The sequence below is a fragment of the Xenorhabdus sp. PB62.4 genome (assembly GCF_014467285.1).
Taxonomy (GTDB): Bacteria; Pseudomonadota; Gammaproteobacteria; order Enterobacterales; family Enterobacteriaceae; genus Xenorhabdus.
In genome coordinates, this window is the sequence record NZ_NKHR01000008.1 from 59,323 (window position 1) to 84,421 (window position 25,099).

Consider the following 25,099-nt stretch of genomic DNA (forward strand, 5'->3'; position numbering starts at 1 on the left):
AGGAGAATCAAAATGACGAAACATTCTCATGCACTTTCCTCATATGCCTTTACTTCCTCTCTGACTACTGAGCCATTACAACAGATTACCGGACAGATCGTCTGTATTCTCCGGGACGGCAGCTTTATGGCAGAGAGTAAAAATAACCGTGGCTGGCATTGCCGGCGGGCAGCCAGTTGTCTATTGGCACCCAATCTGGGAGATATCGTTTTAATTACAAAAATCGATGATCAGCTCTGGATATTAGCCATATTAGAACGTGAGGAACAACAGCAACTTTCTGAAATCAGCGTTCCCGGCGATCTGACTATCACGTCCCACGGCAATTTAAATATGAACAGCAATGGGTTAAATATCACAGCCAACAGCGGAAACTGCCATATCGATGAAATGCAATACAGCGGGAAATCATTGTCTGCATGGGTTTCAATCACACGTTTGGTTGGCAACCAGTTTGAGTCTCTCTGGCAAACGGTAACACAACTGAGTCATCAGCTATTTCGTCATACAACACAAACAGAGAAAGTTCATGCCGGTCAATTGGATATACAGGCTGAAAATTATGCCCGGTTACATGCTCAAAGCACAATCGTGTCCGCCAAAGCTATCACCAAAATTGATGCTGAACAAATTCATATCGGCTAAGGGGAAGAGATTATGTTTGCCAATACGCAAAGCGGTGGAATGGATATGGCAACTCCCGATGTCTGTTTAACACCCATGTTTTACACAGTGCCAGTGGCTTATCCCAATATGGCTCAAGGTGCAACTGCCATCAGTAACGCACTCAACATTCTATTGATGGGCTGTCCGGCACATAATTTAGCAACAACCATTCCCATGACAACCGGAGATAACCCCGGTGTCAGTCTTGGCGTCGCTTCCGGTACTGTAATGGGACCATCCCGCCATGTTATGGGAGCTAACTCTGTCTTGATCAAAGGTACACCAGTAACACGTTTGTCGAGTTCCAGCATACAGAATTCAACTAATGCGATGGGTTCCCGTATCGTACCCAGTCAGACAAAAGTTCTTATCAGCGCCGCTTAGTATTTGCAAGTTATATTGGGATATATTCTGGCGGGCATTATGACCCTATCCTTTTCACTAAGAAAGAAAATCACAATAATAACTAGGATTAGCCTAACCCGATGGTTATTTAAGGGTATATTCCCATTAATATTTCTTATAACCATAGCAGGTTGTTCATCGCAAGAAAAAAAACCAAAATTACTCCCTTATAAAATACTCTTTACGACTACATCTAACGTCAATAATTCAGCACCATTGAAGATACATCTTTTTTTATTGAAATCGAAAGAAGAATTTATGTCTGCTGATTTCTTTGCTTTACAAGATAAAGCTCAGGATACATTAGGCGATAAAATGGTTAATGAAGACCAATTTTTTATACGCCCTTTCCAACCTGAACATTGCTTATTGGAAAAAAATCTGTCGGAGGCCAATTACATTGGAATTATTGCCGAATATAAACAATTGAACGGTAAGAAATGGCGTCTTTCATTTCCCGTTCCCATACCTGAAAAACCCTCTTTTTATGAGTTCTGGCGTTCTTCTCCTGACGAACTACATGTGTGCGTTAAGGTCACTAACAATGGCTTAAGTCTCATCAAAGAATGCAACTTAAGTTGTGCAGCAGGAACTGAAGAAAATAATGAATAGATCAGAAAAAGTTATTTGGACAGAAGGTATGTTTTTACGCCCCCATCATTTCCAGCAGGCTGAAAATCATTTGGAAGCCTATATCCGCGACTGGGGGATGGCACAGTCACCTTATTATTGGGGATTTTTGACTGTTGAATTAGATCAAGAGCTACTTAATCAGGGTAAAGTAAAACTTTCTTCAGCCAGCGGTATTTTTCCTGATGGAACACCATTTAATTTCGATGCGTCCCATGCTCCCACTCCTTTACAACTTACTGAAAATGATACAAATATCAATGTAGTATTGGCATTGCCAACTTTTCGGCGAGGAAAAGAAGAGGTTATTTTCAGTGAACAAAAGGAGTCTATGGCACGTTTTGTCAGCATTGAAGTTGAAGTGAATGACGCTAATGCCATGGCTGTCGGCAATGCCACAATACAGTTCGGGAAAATGCGTTTACGTTTAATGCTGGAATCTGATTTGACCCCAGAATGGACGGCATTGAGCATCGTACATGTTGTGAATAAAACAAGTGACAATAAACTTCATCTTGATTCACTATTCATTCCTTCCCTGCTCAACTGTCGGGCAAATCCACAAGTCATGGGGTTTATCAACAACATACAGGGTTTATTGGAACAGCGCCGTCAACAAATCAGCCAGCGTTTATTACAGTTAGGACGCTACAATGATTCTGAAATTATGGATTTTCTCTTACTGTCACTTTTGAATCGCTATAGCGGCCAAGTGAACCATATTCTGAACCTGTCATTGCTGCATCCAGAACGTTTATTCAGTGAATGGCTGCAATTTGCTACTGAATTAGCGACATATTCCCAGAATCGTCTGCCGGAAGAGGTGTTACCGCTCTATGACCATGACAATTTGACGCAATGTTTCAATCAGCTAATGTTCCAACTGCGCCAGGGATTATCAATCATTCTGGAAGAGCATGCGATTCAGTTACCATTAACGGAATATTCTCATGGCCTGAATATAGCTACATTACCGAATTCCAATATGATACATATGTTCAGCTTTATTCTGGCCATCCACGCTGACGTTGCCAATGATATATTGATGAGCAACTTTCCGGCCCAGATGAAAATTTCTCCCATTGATCGCATACGTGAATTGGTACAACTGCAATTACCCGGTATTCCGCTGCGCGCCATGCCATCTGTACCCAGACAAATTCCCTGGCATTCAGGTTATGTCTATTTCGAATTAGAAAAAGAGGGCGATCTGTGGAAGCAGATGGAGAAATCCAGTGGCTTTGCACTACATCTGGCAGGTGAGTTCCCCGGTCTGAACATAGAGTTTTGGGCTGTCCGTAATCAGGAAAAATCGAGGTAACGGGGCCAAGAATGCAAGAAAAGCAGAAAGCAGAACATAATATACTTTCTAGTGATGCCAATTATAACCCATTGGTTTCTGCCTCAAATCCACTGCTGAATACCATCCCACAGATTCGGCATTCTATTGTTCACCCTGATCCCACAGATTTACGACAGCAATTGATCAATGAAATACGGCGTTTTGAGGTCGAATGCCAACATGCCAAGCTGCCCTATGCAGTGATCATTGGCGCACGTTACTGTTTATGCACGGCATTGGACGAAGCGGCTGCGCTTACCCCCTGGGGACTTCGCAGTGTTTGGTCAGGAAGTGGTTTACTCGTTACTTTTCACAACGAAACATGGGGAGGAGAGAAATTTTTCCAACTGTTGGCAAAATTATCACAAAATCCCAAAGAAAATATATTCCTATTGGAGCTCATTAACTTCTGCCTCCAACTGGGATTTGAAGGACGCTATCGTGTTATGGATAACGGCCGTACCCAGTTGGAAACAGTGAAACAACGCCTGTTTCAGTTAATACGTTCAATTCGGGGCAACCACCCTGCTGAACTGTCATCAAGCGTACAAGCCATCACAGTACCGAGTAAATCCTGGCGATTTTCTGTACCAATATGGGTTTCTGCGGCATTACTCAGTTTTTTGGTGTGTCTCCTGTATATCAGCCTGAATTGGCGGCTAGGAGATATACTCAACCCGGTTTTGGCAAAAATATACCAAATTGATTTACCCAATGTGACGGTCAGTCATTCAGTTACACCACCTGCACCACCTGCACCGCCTGTTCTGAACCTGAAAGAGATGTTGAAAAACGATATTGCGGCAGGATTATTAAATGTCATGGACACGCCTGACAGGAGCGTGATCACGTTAAAAGGAGACGGTCTGTTCACAAGCAATTCAATTCAGATCAAAAATCGTTATTTGGATGTCATCAAAGATATTGCAGAAGCAATGAATAATTTCAAAGGCGAGATTTTAGTCGCAGGATATACCGATAATATTCCCATTAATACCCTTTATTCCCGTTTCTCATCTAACCATGCTTTATCGCTGGCCAGAGCCAAATCGGTACAAAGAGAACTACAACGTTATTTAATTCATCCTGAAAGAGTCAAAGTTGAAGGAAAAGGCGCCAGTGACCCTGTCGCTCCAAATGATACTCCCGGCAATCGAGCTAAAAACAGGCGCGTCCAAATTACACTGTTAACACCTCCTGTCAGCCAAACGATGTAAGGAGAAGAAGACATGCTAAATGCGCTCCTTTCTGTCATCACCAGCCGATTGACATGGAGTTTTATCGGAATAACGATTATTTCCTGTATTCTTTGGTTTATTGGTCCGATTATTTCTGTCGGGAATGCAGTCCCTTTTAAGTCAATTACGGTACGAATAATAATTATTGCTTTTTTTTACCTGATCTGGCTCTTAAATCAGTTATTCCCCCGGCTGTACCAATCATGGCTCAATAAAAAGTTAGCTAACCAATTGAATATCAGTCAGGATGAGGAAGAAGAAAAGAAACAAAATGTACAATATATTACTTTGGCAGAACGTTTTTCTGATGCTGCACGATTATTGAAAAAAGCCTATTTTTCCGGCTTACTTAATAACAAGAAACCTCATTGGATAAATTTTTTCAGTCGTCAATATATCTACCAATTACCTTGGTATCTCGTTATCGGAGCACCCAATTCAGGTAAAACCACCGCGCTGGCGAATTCTGGCCTGCATTTTCCATTAGCAGACCATCTTAGAAAATCGGCTTCATACATAAGAAGTACGGACAATTGTAACTGGTGGTTTACCAATAACGCCGTGCTGCTCGATACCAGCGGGCGCTACACTATGCAGAATGGTCTTATACAAAATGGTCTTATGCAGAATAACCAGCATGAGCAAAGCGCTAAAGAATGGAAAAATTTTATCCGGCTGTTGAATAAATATCGTGCACGTCAACCACTCAATGGGATCATTATTGCTATCAGTGTGGAAGATTTACTTAATCCATCAACTGAAAATCGGGATCAACAAGCCTATATGCTGCGCAGGCGTCTGTCAGAGTTACATGAACAACTTAAAATACAATTTCCTATTTACATCATTATTACCAAAACCGATTTGTTAAAAGGATTTACCGCTTATTTCAACCAGTTTGACAAAACATTGCGGGAGCAAATTTGGGGATTCAACTTTCCGTGGGATAAAAAAATTGACTGGGATCTGAATACAATATTTGAACAACAATATAGCCAATTACAACACCGTTTGGATGCTGAACTTCCCCATATTCTCTTAAATGGACAAAATGCACGGCAATCTGCTGAAAGTTACCTATTTCCACAAGAATTTGCGGCCTTACGTCCGCTGATTGCACATTATCTTGAAATCGTATTCGCCAGATCAGGATTTGAAATCCCTAGCTACCCACGAGGGCTGTATTTCACCAGCGGAACACAAGAAGGGATACCACTAGATAATGTTATGGGAAAATTTAACCATAGGTTCCAATTGGCGACAAATAACGATAGTGACTCAATGTCATGGGGGAATAATAAAGAGATTGGATATCCGAAACCTGCCCGCCAAACATATTTTTTAAAGCATTTGCTGGAAAACATCTTTCAGGAAGCAGGAATAGCGGGCTATAACCGTTGGTGGATATACCGCAAACGCCTGCTGGATGGGTTGGGATATATTGTCCTGGCTGTGATACTGACACTGGTTGCCGATTCATTTTTAACCAGCTATAACAACAACAAAAATTATCTGATGGAAGTACAGGCAAAAATTCCGGCCATTATTCAACAAGGCGCTAGCTTACAGAAGAACGAGGATATTTATGCCCTGCTACCCATTTTAAACAGCCTGGCTCATTTAGATAAAAGCCGTGATTTTTCCTTAGAAAATCCCCCGTTCTCTTACCGTATGGGGCTGTATTCTGGTGAACAAGTCAGTAATGCAAGTCAATCGCTGTATAGAAAAGCATTACAAACATTGCTGCTACCACAAATAGCAACACTTATCACAAACCAACTGTATAGCGATAATGGTGATGATATAGAGAAAACTTACAATACGCTAAAAGCGTATCAAATGTTATATCAGCCTAAACATTATGACGGAAAATTTCTGCATGATTGGATAATGGAATATTTGAAAACTGACTTAAAAACAAACACCACTCAAGAACAGTATCAACAAATTGATTGGCATATCGGCCAATTGCTGGATAACCAAGTCGTCACATCACCGTTTATGCGTAATGATAATTTGGTCGAACAAAAACAACTACTCATCAGCAGCACTCCACCCGCGCAACGTGCTTACAACTATTTGAAACATAAGTTGTTAGATGATCCCAGTTTAGTTCCGGTGAATTTGGTCACACTTGCAGGCCCCCAGGCTGAGTTAGTTTTCTCACGCACCAGCGGAACACCAATCACTGATGGTATACCAGGCATGTTCACTCCGGCCGGTTATCAAAAAGGTATTGACAAAGATCTCAATACTTTTCTGACCACACTGTATTCACAAGATAACTGGGTGCTTGATACTTATGCGAGAAAGCAGACAACTAAAGAAATCAAATCATCCGTTGAGCAGTTCTATATCAACGACTACATATATCACTGGGATAAATTTCTTTCTGATATTCGTTTAAATAATATCAATGACTTAGATCAACGAATCAATACAGCCCGTTTGCTGTCTTCTTTTGATTCACCTATACGCCGTCTTCTGATTAATGCCAGTAAAGATATCACTCTGAATCAAAAAAAAAACATGGCTATCAATAGCGCCAAGGAGCTTAGTGCCAAGAAACTTGACAACATCGCAAAAAGTAAATCGGACAAATTAACAAATTTAGTTCCTGAACAAACATTGCCAAATAATGCTCAACCCACACCAGAACAACAACTGAAAGAGCATTTTGCAGATATTATTTCATTAGCAAAAAATACAAACACAAATAGCCAAAACATACCTTTTGATGCAACGTTGCAAGATGTTGGTAAGCTATATCAATATTTAACTGCCCTGCAAAATGCAATCAATACTGATATGCCTCTCCCGCCCAATACTATTATCATGCAGCTACAAACAGCATCTAAAGATTTACCCGTACCATTCAGCAACATGATTTCCTCATTGGCAGTTGGAGCCAGCAGCGACACTCAATCCAGTGATATAAAAAATGTCGGCAAACATCTCAAGGTAGAAATCAGCGGTTTTTGCAATCAAGCCATTGCTAATCGTTATCCATTGATGCCTAAAGCACGTAACGATATTAAACCTAATGATATGGCGCGGATGTTCGCTCCCGAAACAGGTTTAATGGATAGTTTTTTTCAGAAAAATTTAGTGGGTAAAGTCGATATGACTTTACCAAAATGGCAATTTATGCCGGGAATGAATGGCAAACCCCTAACCGATGGAGAGAATTTGCTCGAACCTTTCCAGCAAGCTCAAGTTATCCGCAATGCTTTATTTACCAACGGCCCATCACCATCATTCAGTGTCATGGTTCGCCCAATCAGTATGAGTAACGATATATTAAGCATGATACTGGATGTAGATGGACAGAAATTGCAATATAGCCACGGCCCACAACTTTCACAACTCATTAGCTGGCCTGGCCCTGCCAAAAATAATCTGGTTCGCATCCAGTTGAATTTAAGTAACGGCACAACGACGAACTTATCGACTTCCGGGTTCTGGGCTTTGAATCGGCTATTGGATCACGCAGAGCGCATCTCGCAAAATTCAACAACTGATAATACGAGCTTTCGGGCAGGGTTTAATATTGATGGTCATACTGTTTTACTGGAGTTTACCCCAAGCAGCGTATTAAGCCCGTTTAAACTCCCTACTTTTGTCTGCCCGAACCCTCAGGTTTTTAAAGCAGCATGATCAATCGCCCCACTTCAAACTGAATATAAGCTGAAGATACCATGAACATTGATACCTTACTTGCCCCAATCAGTGTGGAGTCTCCCTGTGGGGAATACCTTGAATATGATGGTGAATTTCTGGCATTAGAACAAATCTTAATTGAAAAACCGGAGCAGCAATTTGGTGATGTACTGATCCCGGCCGAACCGCCCAACTGGATAGAAGTCGAAAAACACGCTATCCAACTATTTTCCCGCTCCAAAGATTTACGCATCATCATTGCTCTTACTCAGTCATGGCTGAACATTCGGGGGTTGTCTGGTTATGCCGATGGACTGGGTTTACTCCGTCAGACTCTGGAGCGTTATTGGGAAGAAGTATGGCCAAAACTGGAATTCGATGGGGAATATGATTTTTTACTCCGATTAAACACACTGGCAGCCATTGAAGATGGTTCACCTTGTACGATAAAAGCTCAGCGTACCATTATTCTGAAAAGTGTTTCGAAGGAATTATCTTTGCAGGAAGTTTGTTCACTCCTTAATGGCTCGGTAACAGAAATCAAAGGTTATACAGGCGGGCGTGTCAGGTTAATAGATGAATTGAGGCAACAGTCCAATAACCCTGAAATTATGGCAATAATAGCTATTCGTGAGCATCTTACCGCCCTGACGGATATTATTCGCCATCATCTATCCAATAATCACATCCCCGAACTGCCACAATTCCTGAAACAGTTGGATACAATTATTGAATTTTGTCCCACACATAATGCAGGAATAGATATTCCAGAGAATGCGGCCAATACAGAATTACCCGAATCGGTTCCGCCGATAAAACAGAAAACGTCTACAGAACAGATAACTTCACCATCAACAACCATTACCCGCCCGGAAAAAACGCCATCATTCTATTGGCATGAAACTGAGGCCAGTAACCGCGATGAAGCACGCATTTTATTGGAAAAAGCTAAAGCTTATTTTCTAAAGTACGAGCCAAGCCACCCGGCTCCAATGATGATTGATCGCATTCAGCGGCTAATTGACCGCGATTTTATGAAGATTATTCACGATCTTTCACCAGAAAGCGTAAGTCAGCTCGAAATCGTTTTTGGGCGCCTGAACAACCCTGATGCGGATTAATTGCTGCTTATTTTATATCCAATGGGTTTCGACTTACTCATTTATCTATCTAGCCAATAATGGAGAATTTGTCATGAAGTCCAGCGGACAAAAGTTTATAGCCCGAAATCGTGCTCCCCGAGTACAGATTGAATATGATGTTGAACTTTACGGCTCGGAAAAAGTGGTTCAATTACCCTTTGTCATGGGAGTTATGGCTGATTTGGCAGGAAAACCTTTAGAAGCCTTACCCGACGTTAATGATCGCAAATTTCTGGAAATTGACGTTGACAACTTTGATGAGCGCATGAATTCAATAAAACCCCGTGTAGCCTTTCAGGTTGATAATACCCTGACGGGTGACGGCAAATTGAACATTGAGTTATCGTTTGAAAATATGACGGATTTTCAGCCAGATGCCATAGCTAAAAAAGTAGAGCCTTTGGCTAAATTGCTGGAAGCCCGTATTCAATTGGCAAATCTGCTGTCTTATATGGACGGTAAAAACGGCGCAGAGAAACTGATTTCCGAAATATTGCAAAATCCCGCTCTACTGAAATCGTTGGCGGAAACGCCAAATCCTGAAGATACCGCTTCAGGAGATGGCACTGAAGAGGTTAAGGAGTAATTGATGAGCGCAACTGAACAAGACACTCTGGTGCAGCAGGGGCAAGCATCGAAAGAATATACCCCTGATGAATTAAGCACCTTGCTGGATAAGGAATTTCGTCCGCAAAGTGATCATACCCGCAATGCTGTTGAAAATGCGGTGAAAACGCTGGCACAGCAAGCACTGGAAAATACGGTGACTGTCTCTGGTGATACTTATCGTACTATTCAGTCATTGATTGCTGAAATTGATTCCAAAATATCACAGCAGATGAATCATATCTTGCACCATGAGGAATTCCAGAAACTGGAAGGCGCCTGGCGTGGTTTGCATCACCTGATCAATAACACAGAAACTGATGAAATGTTGAAAATCCGTGTGATGTGCCTCTCCAAAAAGGAGCTGAGCAACACACTGAAACGTTTCAAAGGGGTTAGTTGGGATCAAAGCCCGATTTTCAAAAAAATCTATGAAGCGGAATACGGCCAGTTTGGTGGTGAACCATTCGGTTGTCTGGTGGGAGATTACTATTTCGACCACACTGCACCGGATGTTGAGCTCTTGCGCCAAATGGCACAAATTAGCGCAGCAGCACACTGCCCATTCATTTCAGGCGCATCGCCAAGTGTGATGCAGATGGAATCCTGGCAGGAATTAGCCAATCCCAGAGATCTGACAAAGATTTTCCAAAATACTGAATATGCGCCCTGGCGCAGTTTACGCGAATCGGAAGACGTGCGTTATATCGGATTAGCACTGCCACGTTTCCTTTCCCGTTTACCCTACGGCGCTCTTACAAATCCCGTTGATAATTTCAATTTTGAGGAAAACACTGAGGGCCCGACGCATAGCAATTACACTTGGTCAAATGCTGCTTATGCCATGGCGGTTAATATTAACCGCTCATTTAAACTGTATGGCTGGTGTACCTCTATTCGCGGTGTAGAATCTGGCGGTATTGTGGAAAATCTCCCTTGCTACACGTTTCCCTCTGATGATGGCGGTGTAGATATGAAGTGCCCCACCGAAATTGCCATTAGCGATCGCCGTGAGGCAGAATTAGCAAAAAATGGTTTCATTCCATTATTGCATCGCAAAAACACCGATATGGCCGCCTTTATTGGTGCTCAATCACTGCAAAAACCATCCGAATATTACGATCCTGATGCCACTGCCAATGCTAACCTTTCAGCACGTCTGCCTTACCTATTCGCCTGCTGTCGTTTTGCCCATTACTTGAAATGTATCGTGCGCGACAAAATAGGCAGTTTCCAAGAACGCGCTGATATGGAACGCTGGCTTAATGATTGGATTACAAATTATGTGGATGGTGATCCTGTCAACTCATCACAAGGAACCAAAGCGAGAAAACCGCTGGCAGCCGCAGAGGTTCAGGTAGAAGAAGTCGAGAGCAATCCGGGATATTACCAGGCTAAATTTTTCCTGCGTCCTCATTATCAACTAGAAGGTTTGACCGTTTCCCTACGTCTGGTTTCAAAACTTCCTTCATTAAAAGGAGCATAACGCAACATTAGACATCATGCTTTCTAAACAATAGCCCATCCCTAAACTTCAGACAGCAATACACACATATCTCTATATAACCCCAATATTTATTTATTGGATTCAACTAAACTTTATTCATTAAGGTGAAAAATTATGTCTACTGCATCAGGCATTGATGCCTACATTCAATTTAAAGGTGTTTCAGGCGAAGCAGGTGATAAAGATTTCAAGGACTGGACAGCCGTTAAGTCATTCTCTCTTCAACTGGCTAACCGCGTTAACCACGAAAATCAAGGTACCGGACTGGGTGCCGGTATTGTAGATGTTTCTGGCTTAACTCTGGAACTTCTGTTTGATAAAGCAGCCGTTACCCTGCGCCAATATATCGTCAAAGGGACACACATTAAAGAGACTACACTTCAAGTACGTCGCCAAGGGGGAAAACAACAAGATTGGTATAAGTTAGTTCTGTCAAATGCCTTAATCGCAGATTCCATCCTGACGTACGGAGCGAACGGATTCTCTTCTTCAATCGTTGTAGCTTTTCAAAAACATAAAGAAAGTTACTTTTCTCAAGAATCTGCTTCGGGTAATAAAGGTGCTGAAGTTAGTTACGATTGGGATTCTTACACTAATCAAGTCGGCTGATACACATATAAACCACATCAATAACTCCCCTCAGGGTACTTTGAGGACTCTCTCAGGGGAGTTACTTCATCAACAATAGGTATCCGTGCTTATGCGATTCACCATTGTTAAAAACACGAGTACAAGCCAGCCTCCACAACAGAGTCATGATTTTCTTCCTCCCGGTGGCACTATCGGCCGCAGCGCAGATAATAACTGGTGTTTACCCGATGAAGATCTGGCTATTGCCCGATTGCAAGCTATTGTATCCATTTCTGCTGATGGAGAATGTCGGATTAACAATCAGGGTTCTGCATCTGATATTTTACTGAATATGATACCCTTGGCTCCTGATCGGCAGGTTGAAATTCGTGATGGTGATGTGCTGAATATCGGCAAATATCAAATCCAGATCATTGATGTAAAGAAGAGTTCACCCTCTCAGGCCGCTGACCTGACAAACAGTGATAAACAACAACCGAATGCGAATGAATCAAGAATTCCCAATGAAGTTTGGGACGATCTTGAACAAATTCTTACGACATCCAATCCCTCATCTCCTTCAGATCTGCATCAGGCAGCACCGAAGACACAGAGATTGAATGATAATCATCCTCTGGTAAGCGAACAACAGCATAAGGAACGGAATCCGATTGATCCTTTAGCGCAAATGGAAACAACAACCGTTCTTGAAACGCTACAGTTACGGGCGACAGATCCCATCGCTATGTTCGATTCAGATACGACTTTCCAGCGAGAAAATATCCTGAATGATCATACTCCTACAACGTTATTGCAACGCAACGAACCAGATGGCAATCAAGATGAAGATAAAAAGGAAGTGGACCCACTGGCATTGTTTGATGACAAACAAAACAGCCCCCTACAACATGCCAAAAATAATGATGATCCCCTGAACATGTTATTGGATAATGCCGCCCCACTAAGTTCTTTGGATGGCACAACTATTTCTGATGTTTCGGAACCTCAATTTGCTCCCGAACCAGACCCTGCACCAGCATATACAAAAACACAACTATTTACGCCTGAGACTCCCTCACCGCCACTTTTTGAACCAGAAAAACTTAAACAAGAAACAACTAAGGCACAGATAAAGGACCCTATAGAGGAAATTCTCCATAATCATCAGGACACTTCCCATCAGCAAAACACTTTTCACCAGCAAAACACTTTCCATCATCAAAACACTTTCCATCATCAAAACAACGAACCCATATTGGAAGGAAAATTGCTGGCGGCCTTGTTGGATGGCATGGGGCTGAAAGACTTCCACAGAGTGCAATTTGATGAACACCACATGTACCAATTAGGGCAACTGGTCAGTCAATTATCTCAAGGTATCGTGGTACTTAACGCCTCACGCAATTTACTTAAACGCAAAACAGATGCAGACATACCCCAAATGCAATCAGATGCAAATAATCCATTTAAACTTTTACCTTCTGGTCAATCTATTTTGGCACTGATATTTGGTGGTCACATGCCCGGGTTTATGCCACTTGAGCAGGCCACCCGCGATGTTCTGATCGAATTACAAGCCCATCAGTTGGGGATGGTTGCGGGGATACGTGCCAATGTGACAGACATATTGCAATTATTCCACCCCGTTATTCTTGAACAAAAAGCACAGAGTGAAGGGTGCTTACCCCGTTTGTCTCTATCGTCAACCTACAAAGCATCAATGTGGGATTACCTCATTAAATATTATCAAGCAACCGCCAGTGAGCTTGAACAGGATTCTGTTCTGTTTGGCGAAAGCTTTCTGCAAGCTTATGAAGCAGAAGTTAATCGGTATAAAAACTTCCAAGACAGAACCCAAAAATAACGTTTATCGCTAACAATTTTCTCATCACTCCCCATTACCCCGACGATTAATAGGTAACCCATGAACGACAATATCACTTTGCTGCATGGTGGTTATCGTAGCCGAAATAAAGCTGCGCGTATTACTGCCAAAGATAGAATGCAGCCTCTTTTGCTGGATAAACTCACAGATAACGAACCGGATAAAAAACAAGAAGCTATCAACAGTTATCTTCTGTCACACAGTGCCTTGCGACAAAGTGTCCTGAGAGATTTACAATGGTTACTCAATAGTATCAATAGTGAATCAGAGCAAGATTTGAGCCCATTTCCAGAGATCCTTCGTTCTGTTTATAACTTTGGCCTGCCTCCTCTGGCTGGTAAATACATGTCAGGAATAGAATGGGAAGATATTCAGCACAGAATCATTAAGGCCATTCACATATTCGAACCACGTATCATCCCCGATGAGCTTGAGATAAATTGTATTTCCGATACCCATTCATTGACTTTATACAACACCCTATCCATAGAAATAAAAGGGTTTTTGTGGTGTGCTCCCTGGCCACTCGAATTCCTATTCCGCAGTGATATCGATCTGGAAAATGGTTACTTCACCATACGAGAAGCCGGATAACGTTAAGATAAAGACAACTTAATAGGAGCGGCCATGGACAGTAAACTGCTTGAGTACTATAACCGTGAATTGGTGTATTTACGTGAAATGGGTAAAGAATTTGCCGAACGTTATCCGAAAGTCGCCAATCGTCTGGGAATGCATGGTATCGACGTTGTCGATCCCTATGTTGAACGTCTTATGGAAGGCTTTGCTTTTCTGACTTCCCGCATCCAATTAAAAATGGATGCGGAATTTCCGCACTTTTCTGAGCACTTACTGGAGATGCTATATCCTAATTATCTGTCTCCGACTCCTTCAATGGCGATTGTCGAGCTCCAGCCGGATACCAGCAAGGGGGATATCAGCCATGGGTTTTTAGTGCCACGTGGAACTATCATGCACTGCCAAACGCTGAAAAAGGACGGCATTACTTTTCACTATGCCACAACCCAAGATGTCACCCTACAACCGTTACGTCTGCAACATGTTGAACTTGGTAAAATTCCGGCCAATCTTCCACTGGTGGCACTAAACCTTCACCAATACGGTGCCGTCAGCGCCCTGCGCATTCATCTGAAATGCAAGGAAAAATTTTTCCTCAATGAACTGGCCCTGAACAAACTGGTCTTTTTTCTTTCAGGGCCAGATATTCAATCCCAACAGTTGTTGGAACTGATCATGGAACATTCTGTTGGCATGGTATGTAAGACGCTTGGCGATACCCCTCAATATCAGGTTTTACCCGATATTTTTCCACATCATGAGGGATTTGATGATGACCAATCATTGCTCCCTAACGATCCCCGTAATTTCAGCGGATACCGGCAACTTCAAGAATATTTTGCTTTTCCGGCACGTTTTCAATTCTTTAGTATCAGCGGCATGGGATCTTTACTGAAACAAACAGAAGAAAAGAATGAATTTGAACTGATTCTGCTGTTGAATAAAGTCGATGCTGATCTGGAACGCCTGATCGATGCCTCTTATCTGACCTTAAACAGTACGCCTGTCATTAATTTATTTCCCAAAGTCACTGAACGTGTCACAGTGGAAGAAAATTCCAATGAATATCATTTGGTTGTTGATAATACCCGCCCGCTGGATTACGAAATTTTTTCGGTACAACGTCTGCGCGGCGTTGATATCACCCATAAAGAAACGCGAGTATTCAGGCCCTTCTGGTCTACTTTCAGCGATGATAAAAACAACTATGGCGCTTATTTTTCTTTGCGCCGTGATCCCCGTATTTTATCTGAACAAGCCCGCCAATACGGGACACGATCCAGTTATGTTGGTACAGAAACATTTGTTTCCATTGTTGATGAACAACACTCTCCGTGGCCCAATAAGCTAAAATTCCTGACTGCCGATATCATGTGTACCAACCGTGATTTGTCTGCGATGCTGCGCCAACAAGATCTCGATAACTTTGCCATGCTGGATTCCATTCCCATCAATAAAATTATGTTCCTCAAAAGGCCAACAGCCCCACGCCCGGCCCTGGCGCAAGGTTCAGCTTCCTGGAACTTAATCAGTCAGCTTCAACTTAATTACTCGCACTTCATGGACAAAAATGACGAAAAAGGCACTCAGGCATTACGGCAATTGTTAAGTCTGTATGCCAACCTTGCAGAGCCGGCCATCATTCGCCAGATTAATGGCATTCGCCATTGTTCATTAAAAACCGTTTATCGACGGGTTCCTGAGCCCGGCCCGATAGTTTTTGCCCGTGGCGTCAATATTCGGTTGGAAGTGAATGAACAAGAATTTGCAGGCACCAGCCCTTGGCTGTTAGGCAGCGTACTGGAAAAGCTCTTCTCTAATCTGGTAACCATGAATTCCTTTACCGAAATGACATTGTATAGCCAGCAGCGTGGCAATATCGGTTTTTGGCCTGCCCAGATGGGTAACAAGAAATTGATATAAAAGACAAAATGAATATGAATCAAGAAAACACCATCTCCATTCATTCTCTATGTCGTTTACCCGATGATTTTTGGAAGCAGCTCACCCAAGCGCCGTGGCAATTCGATTTATTCCAAACCCTACGCCGCATAGATGCTCAATCCGGGGAATATTACATACTCGGCTCTGCCCCATTGCCAAAATACGAACTCTTGCGGTTAGGGCAAAAAGCATCCATGATTTTCGCGCCATCGACCATCTCTGAAGTCAAACAACGGGAGAATTCAAAACTCTATGATATGTTGATTTACAGTTTCGGTTTATTTGGCCCCAATGGGCCATTGCCATTACACATGACCGAATATACCTATGCACGGCAATATAATTATCAAGACACTACCCTGAACGCATTCACCAATCTGTTTCATCATAGATTAATCCTGTTATTCTATCGCGCCTGGGCCAATGCCCAACCCACCGTATCACTAGACCGTCAGGATAACCAACGCTTTTGCCATTATCTTTCCTGCCTGATAGGTATGGGATTGCCCGCTCAGAAAAAAACAGACTCAATTAGTGAACATGCCCGTTATTCACTTTCTGGACACCTGTCCCGCCCGGGGCATAACGCAGAAGGTCTGGCGAAGATACTATTCGGTTATTTCAATATTCCGCTGAAAATTATACAAAATATCCCGCAATGGCTAGAAATCGGAGTACCCGATCAGGCTCAGTTAAGTGCCGGGCGCAATATGCCCCGTTTAGGTATTTCTGCCTTTTTAGGGACGGCCCTATACGATATCCAACATAAATTTCGCATTGAACTGGGCCCGTTAAGACTGGCTGAATATGACATGTTCTTGCCGGGGGGACCAAAATCACAACAATTGCGTGACTGGGTGTATCAATATCTGGGAATTGAATACGCGTGGGATGTTCGCTTGATACTCCATCAAGCTGATGTAAAAGGTATTCATCTATCAGAACCGACAAAACTGGGCCTGAACAGTTGGCTTGGCAAAATTGAACAGCCAGCCCATCGCGGAGATCTGCTCTATAACTCAGAGTACTTAATTGCTTCTTAGCGCACTTCCTATTTCCATACTATCTCCACACGATTCCCACACACATAACTTCTGTTAACAATAAGCTACGGGTTATATCCTATGTCAGAAATCAGCCGTTCTGTCCTGTTTGGCAAACTTAACCGTATTCTGTTCACTTCTTTGGAAAATGCTACAACCTTTTGCAAACTACGCGGCAATCCTTATGTCGAATTAGTACATTGGTTGCATCAACTCATGCAGCAACAAAACAGCGATCTACAGCAACTTATCCGCTATTTTGCGCTGGATGAGTCCGCACTGACTAAAGATATTGTTACAGCCCTGGATCGCTTGCCACGTGGAGCCAGTGCCATCTCTGATCTTTCTGAGCATATTGATAATGCTGTAGAACGCGCCTGGGTATACGGCTCACTTAAATTTGGCGTGAATGAGATCCGCAGTGCACATTTGCTGACAGGCATATTGAAAACCTTTAACTTACGCAATGCGTTGAAATCCATTTCCCCTCAGTTTGATCGTATTAATGCGGATATTCTACTCGACAATTTCAATGAAATTTGCAGAGAAAGCGACGAATCTCAGGTAAATACATCACCATCAGATGCACAGGGAACCACTTTACAGGCAGGGGAAAAATCAGCATTACAAAAATATGGGCAAGAATTGACGGCCCGTGCACGTAACGGTGAAATGGATCCCGTATCCGGGCGTGATGAAGAAATTCGTCAAATCGTTGATATCCTAATGCGCCGCCGTCAAAACAACCCCCTATTAACGGGTGAAGCCGGCGTTGGCAAAACCGCTGTCATTGAAGGATTGGCATTAAGGATTGTCGCAGGTGAAGTTCCACCACCTTTGCGCAATGTCCAGCTTTGGCTGTTGGACATCGGAATGCTACAAGCAGGAGCCAGCGTCAAAGGCGAATTCGAATCTCGTTTACGTAAAGTGATTGATGAAGTGCAATCCAGCCCAATTCCGATCATTCTGTTCATTGATGAAATCCACACCTTAATTGGGGCTGGCGGACAACAAGGAACCGGAGATGCTGCCAATTTGTTGAAACCTGCGTTAGCACGCGGTCAATTACGTACTCTTGGTGCCACTACCTGGTCTGAATATAAAAAATATATCGAAAAAGATCCTGCCCTAACCCGCCGTTTTCAAGTTGTTCAGGTGCATGAGCCTGATGAAACCAAAGCACTGCTCATGCTACGCAGCCTGATCCATCCTCTGGAGCAACATCATCACGTGCTCTTGCTGGATGAAGCCGTTGAAGCTGCCGTTCGTCTTTCGCATCGCTATATCCCTGCCCGCCAATTACCAGATAAGGCGGTGGCCCTGCTCGATACCGCTTGTGCCAGAGTTGCCGTCAGCCAACATGCAGAACCGCCACAACTGGAAAATTGTCGCCACCGCATAGAGGCATTACAAATTGAACTGGAAATTGCCGAACGAGAATCTAAAGTCGGCATCGGTGATAAACAACGTTCAGAACCCATTCTTAATGAACTATCGACTTTGGAAGAACAAAGAACACAGTTGCAAGAGCGCTGGGAGCAAGAACTTTTATTGATCAATAAAATTATTCACCTGCGAATGGAATTACACAAAGAACAGCATGATGAATTTGAGACAAAACACGCTGAACTGTCAGAATTACAACAACAATTGAAAACCTTGCAAGGAGAAGAGCCCCTTATCTTTGCTGCCGTAGATGATAATGTTGTTTCGTCAGTTGTGTCAGACTGGACGGGCATTCCTCTCAACCGGATGGTAAAAGACGAAATTGATGCCGTATTACAGTTGGCTGACACACTCAGCCAGCGCGTCATTGGTCAGTATCATGGGTTAGAGTTAATCGCTAAACGTGTACGCACTTCACGCGCCAAACTGGATGATCCCAATAAACCGGTCGGCGTATTCATGTTATGCGGCCCTTCTGGCGTGGGTAAAACTGAAACGGCACTCGCCCTTGCAGAGACGCTGTATGGTGGAGAACAAAACCTCATCACCATCAATATGAGTGAATTTCAGGAAGCGCATACGGTATCGACCTTGAAAGGGGCTCCGCCCGGTTATGTAGGTTATGGTGAAGGCGGTGTGCTGACCGAAGCTGTCCGACGCCGTCCCTACAGTGTGGTATTGTTGGATGAAATAGAAAAAGCGCATCCCGATGTCCATGAAATTTTCTTCCAGGTCTTTGATAAAGGCTGGATGGAAGATGGAGAAGGACGCCACATTGATTTTCGCAATACCATCATTATCCTGACATCCAATGTCGGTGCTGATTTAGTCAGCACATTCTGTACTCAACAAGACACTATCCCTGCGCCAGATGAACTCAGTGCTGCATTGCGTAAGCCATTACTGAACGTGTTTCCGGCGGCCCTGCTAGGGCGATTGCTGGTCATTCCTTACTATCCGTTAAGTGATGAAGTGATGACTAATATTGTGCATCTACAATTGGGAAGAATTAAAAAACGCCTATTGGAAAATCATGGCATTACAGCGACATTTGATGATGCAATGGTTGAGTATATCGTCAGCAGATGTACAGAAATTGAATCGGGTGGGCGCATGGTTGATGCTATCCTGACAAATACTTTGCTACCGCAAATCAGCCGGCAACTGCTTTTTGCCAGTGCCCACGATGAACACTATCGTCAATTGCAAGTATCCCTTGAGCAAGGTGAGTTTCAATTCCAGTTCACTGATTAGACAGCTAATCAAAACCCCCTATCTTGCAGAATACTGCTGGCTTATAGCCTAACACCCCATAAGTGATCAGTCAGCGCTGTCAGTATATGATCTTGCCAAATACCATCAATCATTAAGTAATTCTTGGCATAACCTTCTTGTTCAAAACCGAGCTTCTTGAGTAGATTTCCACTGCGATGGTTATGCGGCATATAATTAGCCATAATCCGATGCATTTTCTGATAGCGTTGCATATAACGAATTGCCGGCAACAATGCTTCATACATTAACCCCTGTCCCTGCCATTTTTCGCCTAAAGAATAACCAAGGAAACAGGAATGAAATGCTCCACGCATAATATTGGTGAAATTAGCCACGCCCATGACTTCATTTTCATCAGGGCCTAATAACAAAAAATTAAATGTCACCTCCTTCCGTTGCAATTCCGCAATATAACTCAATCTATTTGTCCACCCCGAAGGTTGATAAAAACTACCATCCCTTGTGGGTTCCCATGGCTTAAGAAAATCTTTATTTTCTGCGTAATATTCAGCCAATCGATAAGCATCCCGTTCATACACCAAACGAACGACCATCCTATCTGTAATAAAGCGAATTTTTGGCGATGCAGAACGATAACCAAACATGCCTTCTCCTGATATTTATCTTGAAAAATTCTTCAATAATTTAGCTTTTATAGAAATTATAATCACCCTCTTACGATAAAAAAATATCATCTATATCCCCCCTACCTTAAAGCTCAAATTAAGTCCAAAATAATAAAAAATCACATTTATTTTTTCATATTTCAATGGTGCAAAATGTCATTAGTTTCACAAGCACGCAGCTTGGGTAAATATTTTCTTTTATTGGATAATTTATTAGTCGTTTTAGGATTTTTTGTTGTTTTTCCCCTGATTTCAATTCGTTTCGTCGAACAACTGGGTTGGGCCGCCGTTATCGTGGGCTTGGCTCTGGGCCTGCGTCAGCTTGTACAACAAGGATTGGGTATTTTTGGCGGTGCTATTGCAGACAGGTTCGGTGCCAAGCCAATGATTGTCACGGGCATGTTATTACGTGCATTGGGTTTTGCCCTGATGGCAGTCGCTTCTGAGCCTTGGATATTGATTTTCTCCTGTGTTTTATCGGGATTGGGTGGAACATTATTTGATCCTCCAAGGGCGGCACTGATCATTAAATTGACCCGCCCCCATGAACGCGGGCGCTTTTATTCACTTTTATTGATGCAGGACAGCGCAGGAGCCGTTATTGGCGCACTGATAGGAAGCTGGTTGCTGCAATATAATTTCAATATCGTCTGTTGGATTGGTGCAGCGGTGTTTGTGCTCGCCGCCTTATTTAATGCCTGGCTCCTGCCTGCATACCGTATATCAACAACCCGGACACCCATCAAAGAAGGTATGGGTCGTGTCATCAAGGATCGTCGGTTCTTTTACTATGTGCTGACGTTGACCGGTTATTTTATTTTGTCAGTACAAGTCATGTTGATGTTCCCGATCATTATCCATGAAATTTCCGGTACGGCGACTGCCGTTAAGTGGATGTATGCTATTGAAGCGGTGATTTCCCTGACACTGCTCTATCCCATCGCGCGCTGGAGTGAAAAATATTTCCGTCAGGAACAGCGCTTGATGGCGGGTCTGCTTTTAATGAGTATCTGCATGTTCCCGATCGGTTGGGTCAGCCAATTGCATCTCATATTTGGTTTAATAAGCTTATTCTATCTGGGGATGGTAACAGCAGAACCTGCCCGTGAAACATTGAGTGCGTCACTGGCTGATCCCCGCGCTCGTGGCAGTTATATGGGATTCAGTCGGCTGGGGCTGGCGCTGGGCGGCGCATTCGGCTATACCGGTGGTGGATGGCTTTATGATACAGGCAAAAACTTGAATATACCGCAATTACCGTGGCTTCTGCTGGGATTAGCGGGCTTAATAACTATTTATGCCCTGAATCGCCAATTCAATCAGAAGAAGATTGAACCTGTCATGATTAACAGACATTAATTACACCATTAATCGTGTAAAATCTGCCTGTTGAAAATAAAAAGGAGACAACATGAGAAGATTTTTCTTAGGCGCAGTATTGGCACTGGTGGGTTTAATCAGCGGCTGTGATCAATTCAAGGAAGTCAGCATCAGCGAAGGTTTACTTAATGACTATTTATTAAAAAAAGTTCATTATCAAAAGCAAATCAGTATTCCTGGGATAGCCCAAGCCAATATCACACTGGGTGATTTAACCAGTCAGGTGGGCCGTCAAGATCCAGAAAAAATTGAACTATCAACTCAAGCAAAAGTTCAATTGGTGAGTTTGCTAGGAGCGACGCAGGCTGACATGAAACTGACTATCAGAGCTAAGCCGGTATTCAATGCAGAAAAAAGGGCTATTTTCATTAAAAACTTAGAGGTTGCCGACTACCAGACAACGCCGGAAAAAGCTGCCACTCCGATTAAGGCTTTGATGCCTTACTTGAATACTTCGTTGAGCGAATTCTTTGATACTCATCCGGTTTATGTGCTAAATCCAGAAAAAAGCAAAGCGGAAGCTGCTGCTGTAACATTAGCCAAAGGGTTAGAAGTTAAGCCTGGAAAATTGGTTATCAGTTTGACTGATAAATAATTTTCATTACCAATAAAATAGTAAAGGCAATTTATTAATTAATAAATTGCCTTTATTTTACCTCTTAGTTAACAATGGATTTATCTATTAAGCTTGTCTTTTTAAAATAGACGCTAAATCGATAACGTGACATTGTCACTCAGATTCAAGCTCTTCACGCAACGCCTGCAATGCTTCGCGAGTAACAATCGCTAAAGTCCGATAAAAACCACTGGTTGCATGGGCTTCAACTTTACCGAGAAATTGCCCACACCAAGGTAATAAGTACTCATCAAACAAAGTAATTTGAACCTGAACTTCGTCTTCTGCCGCCTGATCTTCCAACCATGACGCAGCCAACAATAAAGAGCCGAATTGATCAGCAGGAGTTTCAGACAAAGGCATACCCCGTTCTGCTAAAAACTGACGGACTTCACTTTCTTTTTCATTAGTATAATCAGAACGGCAAACAGGTACGCCAGCAGATTCTCCAATAAACAGAGATTGATAATCCGCTTCAATCACCGCTAATTCACTGTGTTGCTGTAATCGCTCCAGTAATTCATCCTGTTCCAAAGGCCATGCCTGTTTCAGTTTCCCCTCTGCAATCATGGCAATCAAAGGTTGCAGAACAGGATCTTGTGGTGCACGGTTAAATAACGTTCCCAAAATACGGCAAACAATAGAAAATTCGTTCATGATTTCATCCAATCTCAATAACTTACTTAAATAATAAATACGGTTATTGTCCCTAATCGTCTGCCTTGCTGTAAAGCAACTTATTAGTAGCCACGAGCCATATCGACGAGTCCTGTGGGTGACTCCCCATTTTCGATTCGTCGAATATTTTCACAAATAACATCCATCGCCTCATCAGGAATGGTAATCGCCGCAATATGTGGAGTGATATTAATGCGTGGATGAGTCCAGAAAGGATGAAGATTTGATAACGGCTCCTTAACAAATACGTCAAGCGTTGCACCAGCGACATAGCCTTCATCAATAGCAGTCAATAAATCCTGTTCAACGAGTTGAGCACCTCGTGCTATATTAATCACATATGCGCCAGATCTTAACTGACTAAATAATGAAAAATTGAGGATACCATGAGTTTCCGGCGTATTTGGCAGGATATTAATCAACACCTTGCATTCAGAAAGAAAATCACTTAGCTGCTCTTCTCCGTAAAAGCTTTCAACATTGTCGATTTGTTTTGGAGTACGACTCCAGCAACGAACATTGAAATCAAATTCCCGCAATTTTTCAATAACACTCCGCCCTAAAACCCCTGCGCCTAAGACACCGATAACAAACTTTTTCCGGTTATGGGGAGCCACTGGCTTCCAGATGCGCTGCTCCTGAAATTGTTTATATTCGTCCATGCGGCGAAAATAGTATAAAACGGCATTAACGGCATATTCCTGCATCTGCCGGGCCATTCCTGTATCTTCAAGGCGTATTAGCGGAATCCCCGCAGGCAGCGTGCCCGGATTTTCCAATTCTTGTTTAAGGACAGCATCCACGCCTGCGCCAAGTGCAAATATACCTTTTATATTCTGACGATTTGCTAACATTTCATAGGGGGGTAACCAGACTAGCGCATAATCAGCGGGCGCATCATCACCATGAACCCACTGCCGGACTTTAGCTTCAGGTAATCTGGTTTGTATTCCTTGAATCCATTTATCAGCGTTAAAATTAAAGGAAGGGTGATAAAAAATAATGTTCATAAAATCTCATTCCTTTTTGTATTTCTAATAGGGTTAAACCCATTGCCAAAAGGTTGCAAGCTTCCGGTGGAAAGACGGGAATGAAAATATTAATAATGTTATCTGCTTAACATATTTGCCATGGTTCGTTGCAGAAAAAGGGCATTTACTTTCATAATTGGTCGCCAGGTATGCAAATTGTTTTTTATTTGTCTAATCAATCAAAAAGCCGGAAAAAATCATCACAACCCTGTTGACGCCTGCTCTGCTTTTCCCTATAGTAGCGCCCCGTTGCAGCGATGAACTTAAACGAGTTAACTGCAATAACAAATTATGGTGAGGTGTCCGAGAGGCTGAAGGAGCACGCCTGGAAAGTGTGTATACGTGAAAACGTATCGAGGGTTCGAATCCCTCCCTCACCGCCATATTCTTTGAAAGAGCCTGAACAAAACGCTCAGGCTTTTTTAGTGCTTTACCAATCAAAAATGATTGGGCATGTAGCAAAAAGTGTTCTTTGTAGAATACTGCAAAAACAAAATTTGGTGAGGTGTCCGAGAGGCTGAAGGAGCACGCCTGGAAAGTGTGTATACGTGAAAACGTATCGAGGGTTCGAATCCCTCCCTCACCGCCATTTTATATGTGAAAGCCCGAACTAATGTTCGGGCTTTTTACGTTTCTATCTCTCTCAATTTATATACCTCTCAACAATAAAAACCTGCATATATCCAATCGATTAAATTGCAGAACACACAATTGTCAATTACATTTCAATCACCCAAATTTCACTAAGCACATAAAAATGCAGTAAACTCTGTAACCATCTCAATTCAAGAGTCTATAAAAAACCCGGGGGCAAATGGTATCTTATGTTC

Annotated in this window: 20 protein-coding genes and 2 tRNA genes; 19 read left to right on the forward strand and 3 right to left on the reverse strand. The window is 42.7% G+C overall.

Going from position 1 to position 25,099, the window contains the following annotated elements; all coding sequences use genetic code 11:
• Positions 1-12: 12 nt before the first annotated feature.
• The 15 genes from Xenpb_RS09255 to tssH all read left to right on the forward strand — a co-directional run bounded on the left by Xenpb_RS09255 (position 13) and on the right by tssH (position 19,917).
• On the forward strand, positions 13-645 hold the full coding sequence (locus Xenpb_RS09255) for a DUF3540 domain-containing protein (RefSeq protein WP_187654051.1): 633 nt from the start codon (positions 13-15) through the stop codon (positions 643-645).
• Between the two features lie 12 nt (positions 646-657).
• Positions 658-1,050 (forward strand): DUF4150 domain-containing protein, encoded by a 393-nt coding sequence (locus tag Xenpb_RS09260; RefSeq protein ID WP_187654052.1) that lies wholly within the window; start codon positions 658-660, stop codon positions 1,048-1,050.
• A 39-nt stretch (positions 1,051-1,089) separates the two neighbouring features.
• Positions 1,090-1,683 carry a type VI secretion system lipoprotein TssJ gene (tssJ, locus tag Xenpb_RS09265; RefSeq protein ID WP_187654053.1) on the forward strand — a complete coding sequence of 198 codons (594 nt, stop codon included), beginning with the start codon at positions 1,090-1,092 and terminating at the stop codon, positions 1,681-1,683.
• Positions 1,676-3,022, forward strand: coding sequence for a type VI secretion system baseplate subunit TssK (tssK, locus tag Xenpb_RS09270; protein ID WP_187654054.1), 1,347 nt, complete (start codon positions 1,676-1,678; stop codon positions 3,020-3,022). The genes tssJ and tssK overlap by 8 nt, the downstream gene beginning before the upstream one ends.
• An 11-nt stretch (positions 3,023-3,033) precedes the next feature.
• Positions 3,034-4,260 (forward strand): DotU family type VI secretion system protein, encoded by a 1,227-nt coding sequence (locus tag Xenpb_RS09275; RefSeq protein ID WP_187654055.1) that lies wholly within the window; start codon positions 3,034-3,036, stop codon positions 4,258-4,260.
• Between the two features lie 12 nt (positions 4,261-4,272).
• Positions 4,273-7,938, forward strand: coding sequence for a type VI secretion system membrane subunit TssM (tssM, locus tag Xenpb_RS09280; protein WP_187654056.1), 3,666 nt, complete (start codon positions 4,273-4,275; stop codon positions 7,936-7,938).
• Between the two features lie 41 nt (positions 7,939-7,979).
• Positions 7,980-9,062, forward strand: coding sequence for a type VI secretion system protein TssA (gene tssA / locus Xenpb_RS09285; RefSeq protein WP_187654057.1), 1,083 nt, complete (start codon positions 7,980-7,982; stop codon positions 9,060-9,062).
• A 73-nt stretch (positions 9,063-9,135) separates the two neighbouring features.
• Entirely contained in the window at positions 9,136-9,669 is a 534-nt protein-coding gene (tssB, locus tag Xenpb_RS09290) for a type VI secretion system contractile sheath small subunit (protein WP_187654058.1), read from the forward strand.
• A gap of 3 nt (positions 9,670-9,672) precedes the next feature.
• Complete coding sequence (gene tssC / locus Xenpb_RS09295; protein WP_187654059.1) at positions 9,673-11,175, forward strand: type VI secretion system contractile sheath large subunit; 1,503 nt, start codon at positions 9,673-9,675, stop codon at positions 11,173-11,175.
• A gap of 135 nt (positions 11,176-11,310) precedes the next feature.
• Positions 11,311-11,805, forward strand: coding sequence for a type VI secretion system tube protein Hcp (locus Xenpb_RS09300; protein WP_187654060.1), 495 nt, complete (start codon positions 11,311-11,313; stop codon positions 11,803-11,805).
• Positions 11,806-11,896: 91 nt separating this feature from the next.
• A complete protein-coding gene (locus Xenpb_RS19975) occupies positions 11,897-13,630 on the forward strand; it encodes a type VI secretion system-associated FHA domain protein (RefSeq protein ID WP_255523094.1) in 1,734 nt (577 codons plus the stop codon).
• A gap of 60 nt (positions 13,631-13,690) precedes the next feature.
• Positions 13,691-14,245 (forward strand): type VI secretion system baseplate subunit TssE, encoded by a 555-nt coding sequence (tssE, locus tag Xenpb_RS09315; protein ID WP_187654061.1) that lies wholly within the window; start codon positions 13,691-13,693, stop codon positions 14,243-14,245.
• Positions 14,246-14,278: 33 nt separating this feature from the next.
• Positions 14,279-16,153 carry a type VI secretion system baseplate subunit TssF gene (gene tssF, locus Xenpb_RS09320; protein WP_187654062.1) on the forward strand — a complete coding sequence of 625 codons (1,875 nt, stop codon included), beginning with the start codon at positions 14,279-14,281 and terminating at the stop codon, positions 16,151-16,153.
• Between the two features lie 14 nt (positions 16,154-16,167).
• Positions 16,168-17,217 carry a type VI secretion system baseplate subunit TssG gene (tssG, locus tag Xenpb_RS09325; protein WP_187654063.1) on the forward strand — a complete coding sequence of 350 codons (1,050 nt, stop codon included), beginning with the start codon at positions 16,168-16,170 and terminating at the stop codon, positions 17,215-17,217.
• Between the two features lie 81 nt (positions 17,218-17,298).
• Entirely contained in the window at positions 17,299-19,917 is a 2,619-nt protein-coding gene (gene tssH, locus Xenpb_RS09330; protein ID WP_187654064.1) for a type VI secretion system ATPase TssH, read from the forward strand.
• Positions 19,918-19,958: 41 nt separating this feature from the next.
• Here tssH and rimJ read toward each other — a convergent pair whose 3' ends face one another.
• A complete protein-coding gene (gene rimJ, locus Xenpb_RS09335) occupies positions 19,959-20,543 on the reverse strand; it encodes a ribosomal protein S5-alanine N-acetyltransferase (RefSeq protein ID WP_187654065.1) in 585 nt (194 codons plus the stop codon).
• A gap of 174 nt (positions 20,544-20,717) precedes the next feature.
• Between rimJ and mdtH the strand changes: the two genes are divergently transcribed.
• On the forward strand, positions 20,718-21,923 hold the full coding sequence (mdtH, locus tag Xenpb_RS09340) for a multidrug efflux MFS transporter MdtH (protein WP_187654066.1): 1,206 nt from the start codon (positions 20,718-20,720) through the stop codon (positions 21,921-21,923).
• 52 nt (positions 21,924-21,975) lie between these two features.
• Complete coding sequence (locus Xenpb_RS09345; protein WP_187654067.1) at positions 21,976-22,539, forward strand: lipoprotein; 564 nt, start codon at positions 21,976-21,978, stop codon at positions 22,537-22,539.
• Positions 22,540-22,674: 135 nt separating this feature from the next.
• Here Xenpb_RS09345 and Xenpb_RS09350 read toward each other — a convergent pair whose 3' ends face one another.
• Positions 22,675-23,217, reverse strand: coding sequence for a molecular chaperone (locus Xenpb_RS09350; protein ID WP_187654068.1), 543 nt, complete (start codon positions 23,215-23,217; stop codon positions 22,675-22,677).
• An 83-nt stretch (positions 23,218-23,300) separates the two neighbouring features.
• Positions 23,301-24,248: a glyoxylate/hydroxypyruvate reductase GhrA gene (gene ghrA, locus Xenpb_RS09355; protein WP_187654069.1), complete on the reverse strand. Its 948-nt coding sequence runs from the start codon at positions 24,246-24,248 to the stop codon at positions 23,301-23,303.
• 314 nt (positions 24,249-24,562) lie between these two features.
• On the opposite strand from ghrA, the gene Xenpb_RS09360 reads away from it, so the two are divergent.
• Together Xenpb_RS09360 and Xenpb_RS09365 are read left to right on the forward strand one after the other, a co-directional pair.
• Positions 24,563-24,652 (forward strand) — tRNA-Ser (locus Xenpb_RS09360).
• Between the two features lie 116 nt (positions 24,653-24,768).
• Positions 24,769-24,858 (forward strand) — tRNA-Ser (locus Xenpb_RS09365).
• The last annotated feature ends 241 nt before the right edge of the window (positions 24,859-25,099 follow it).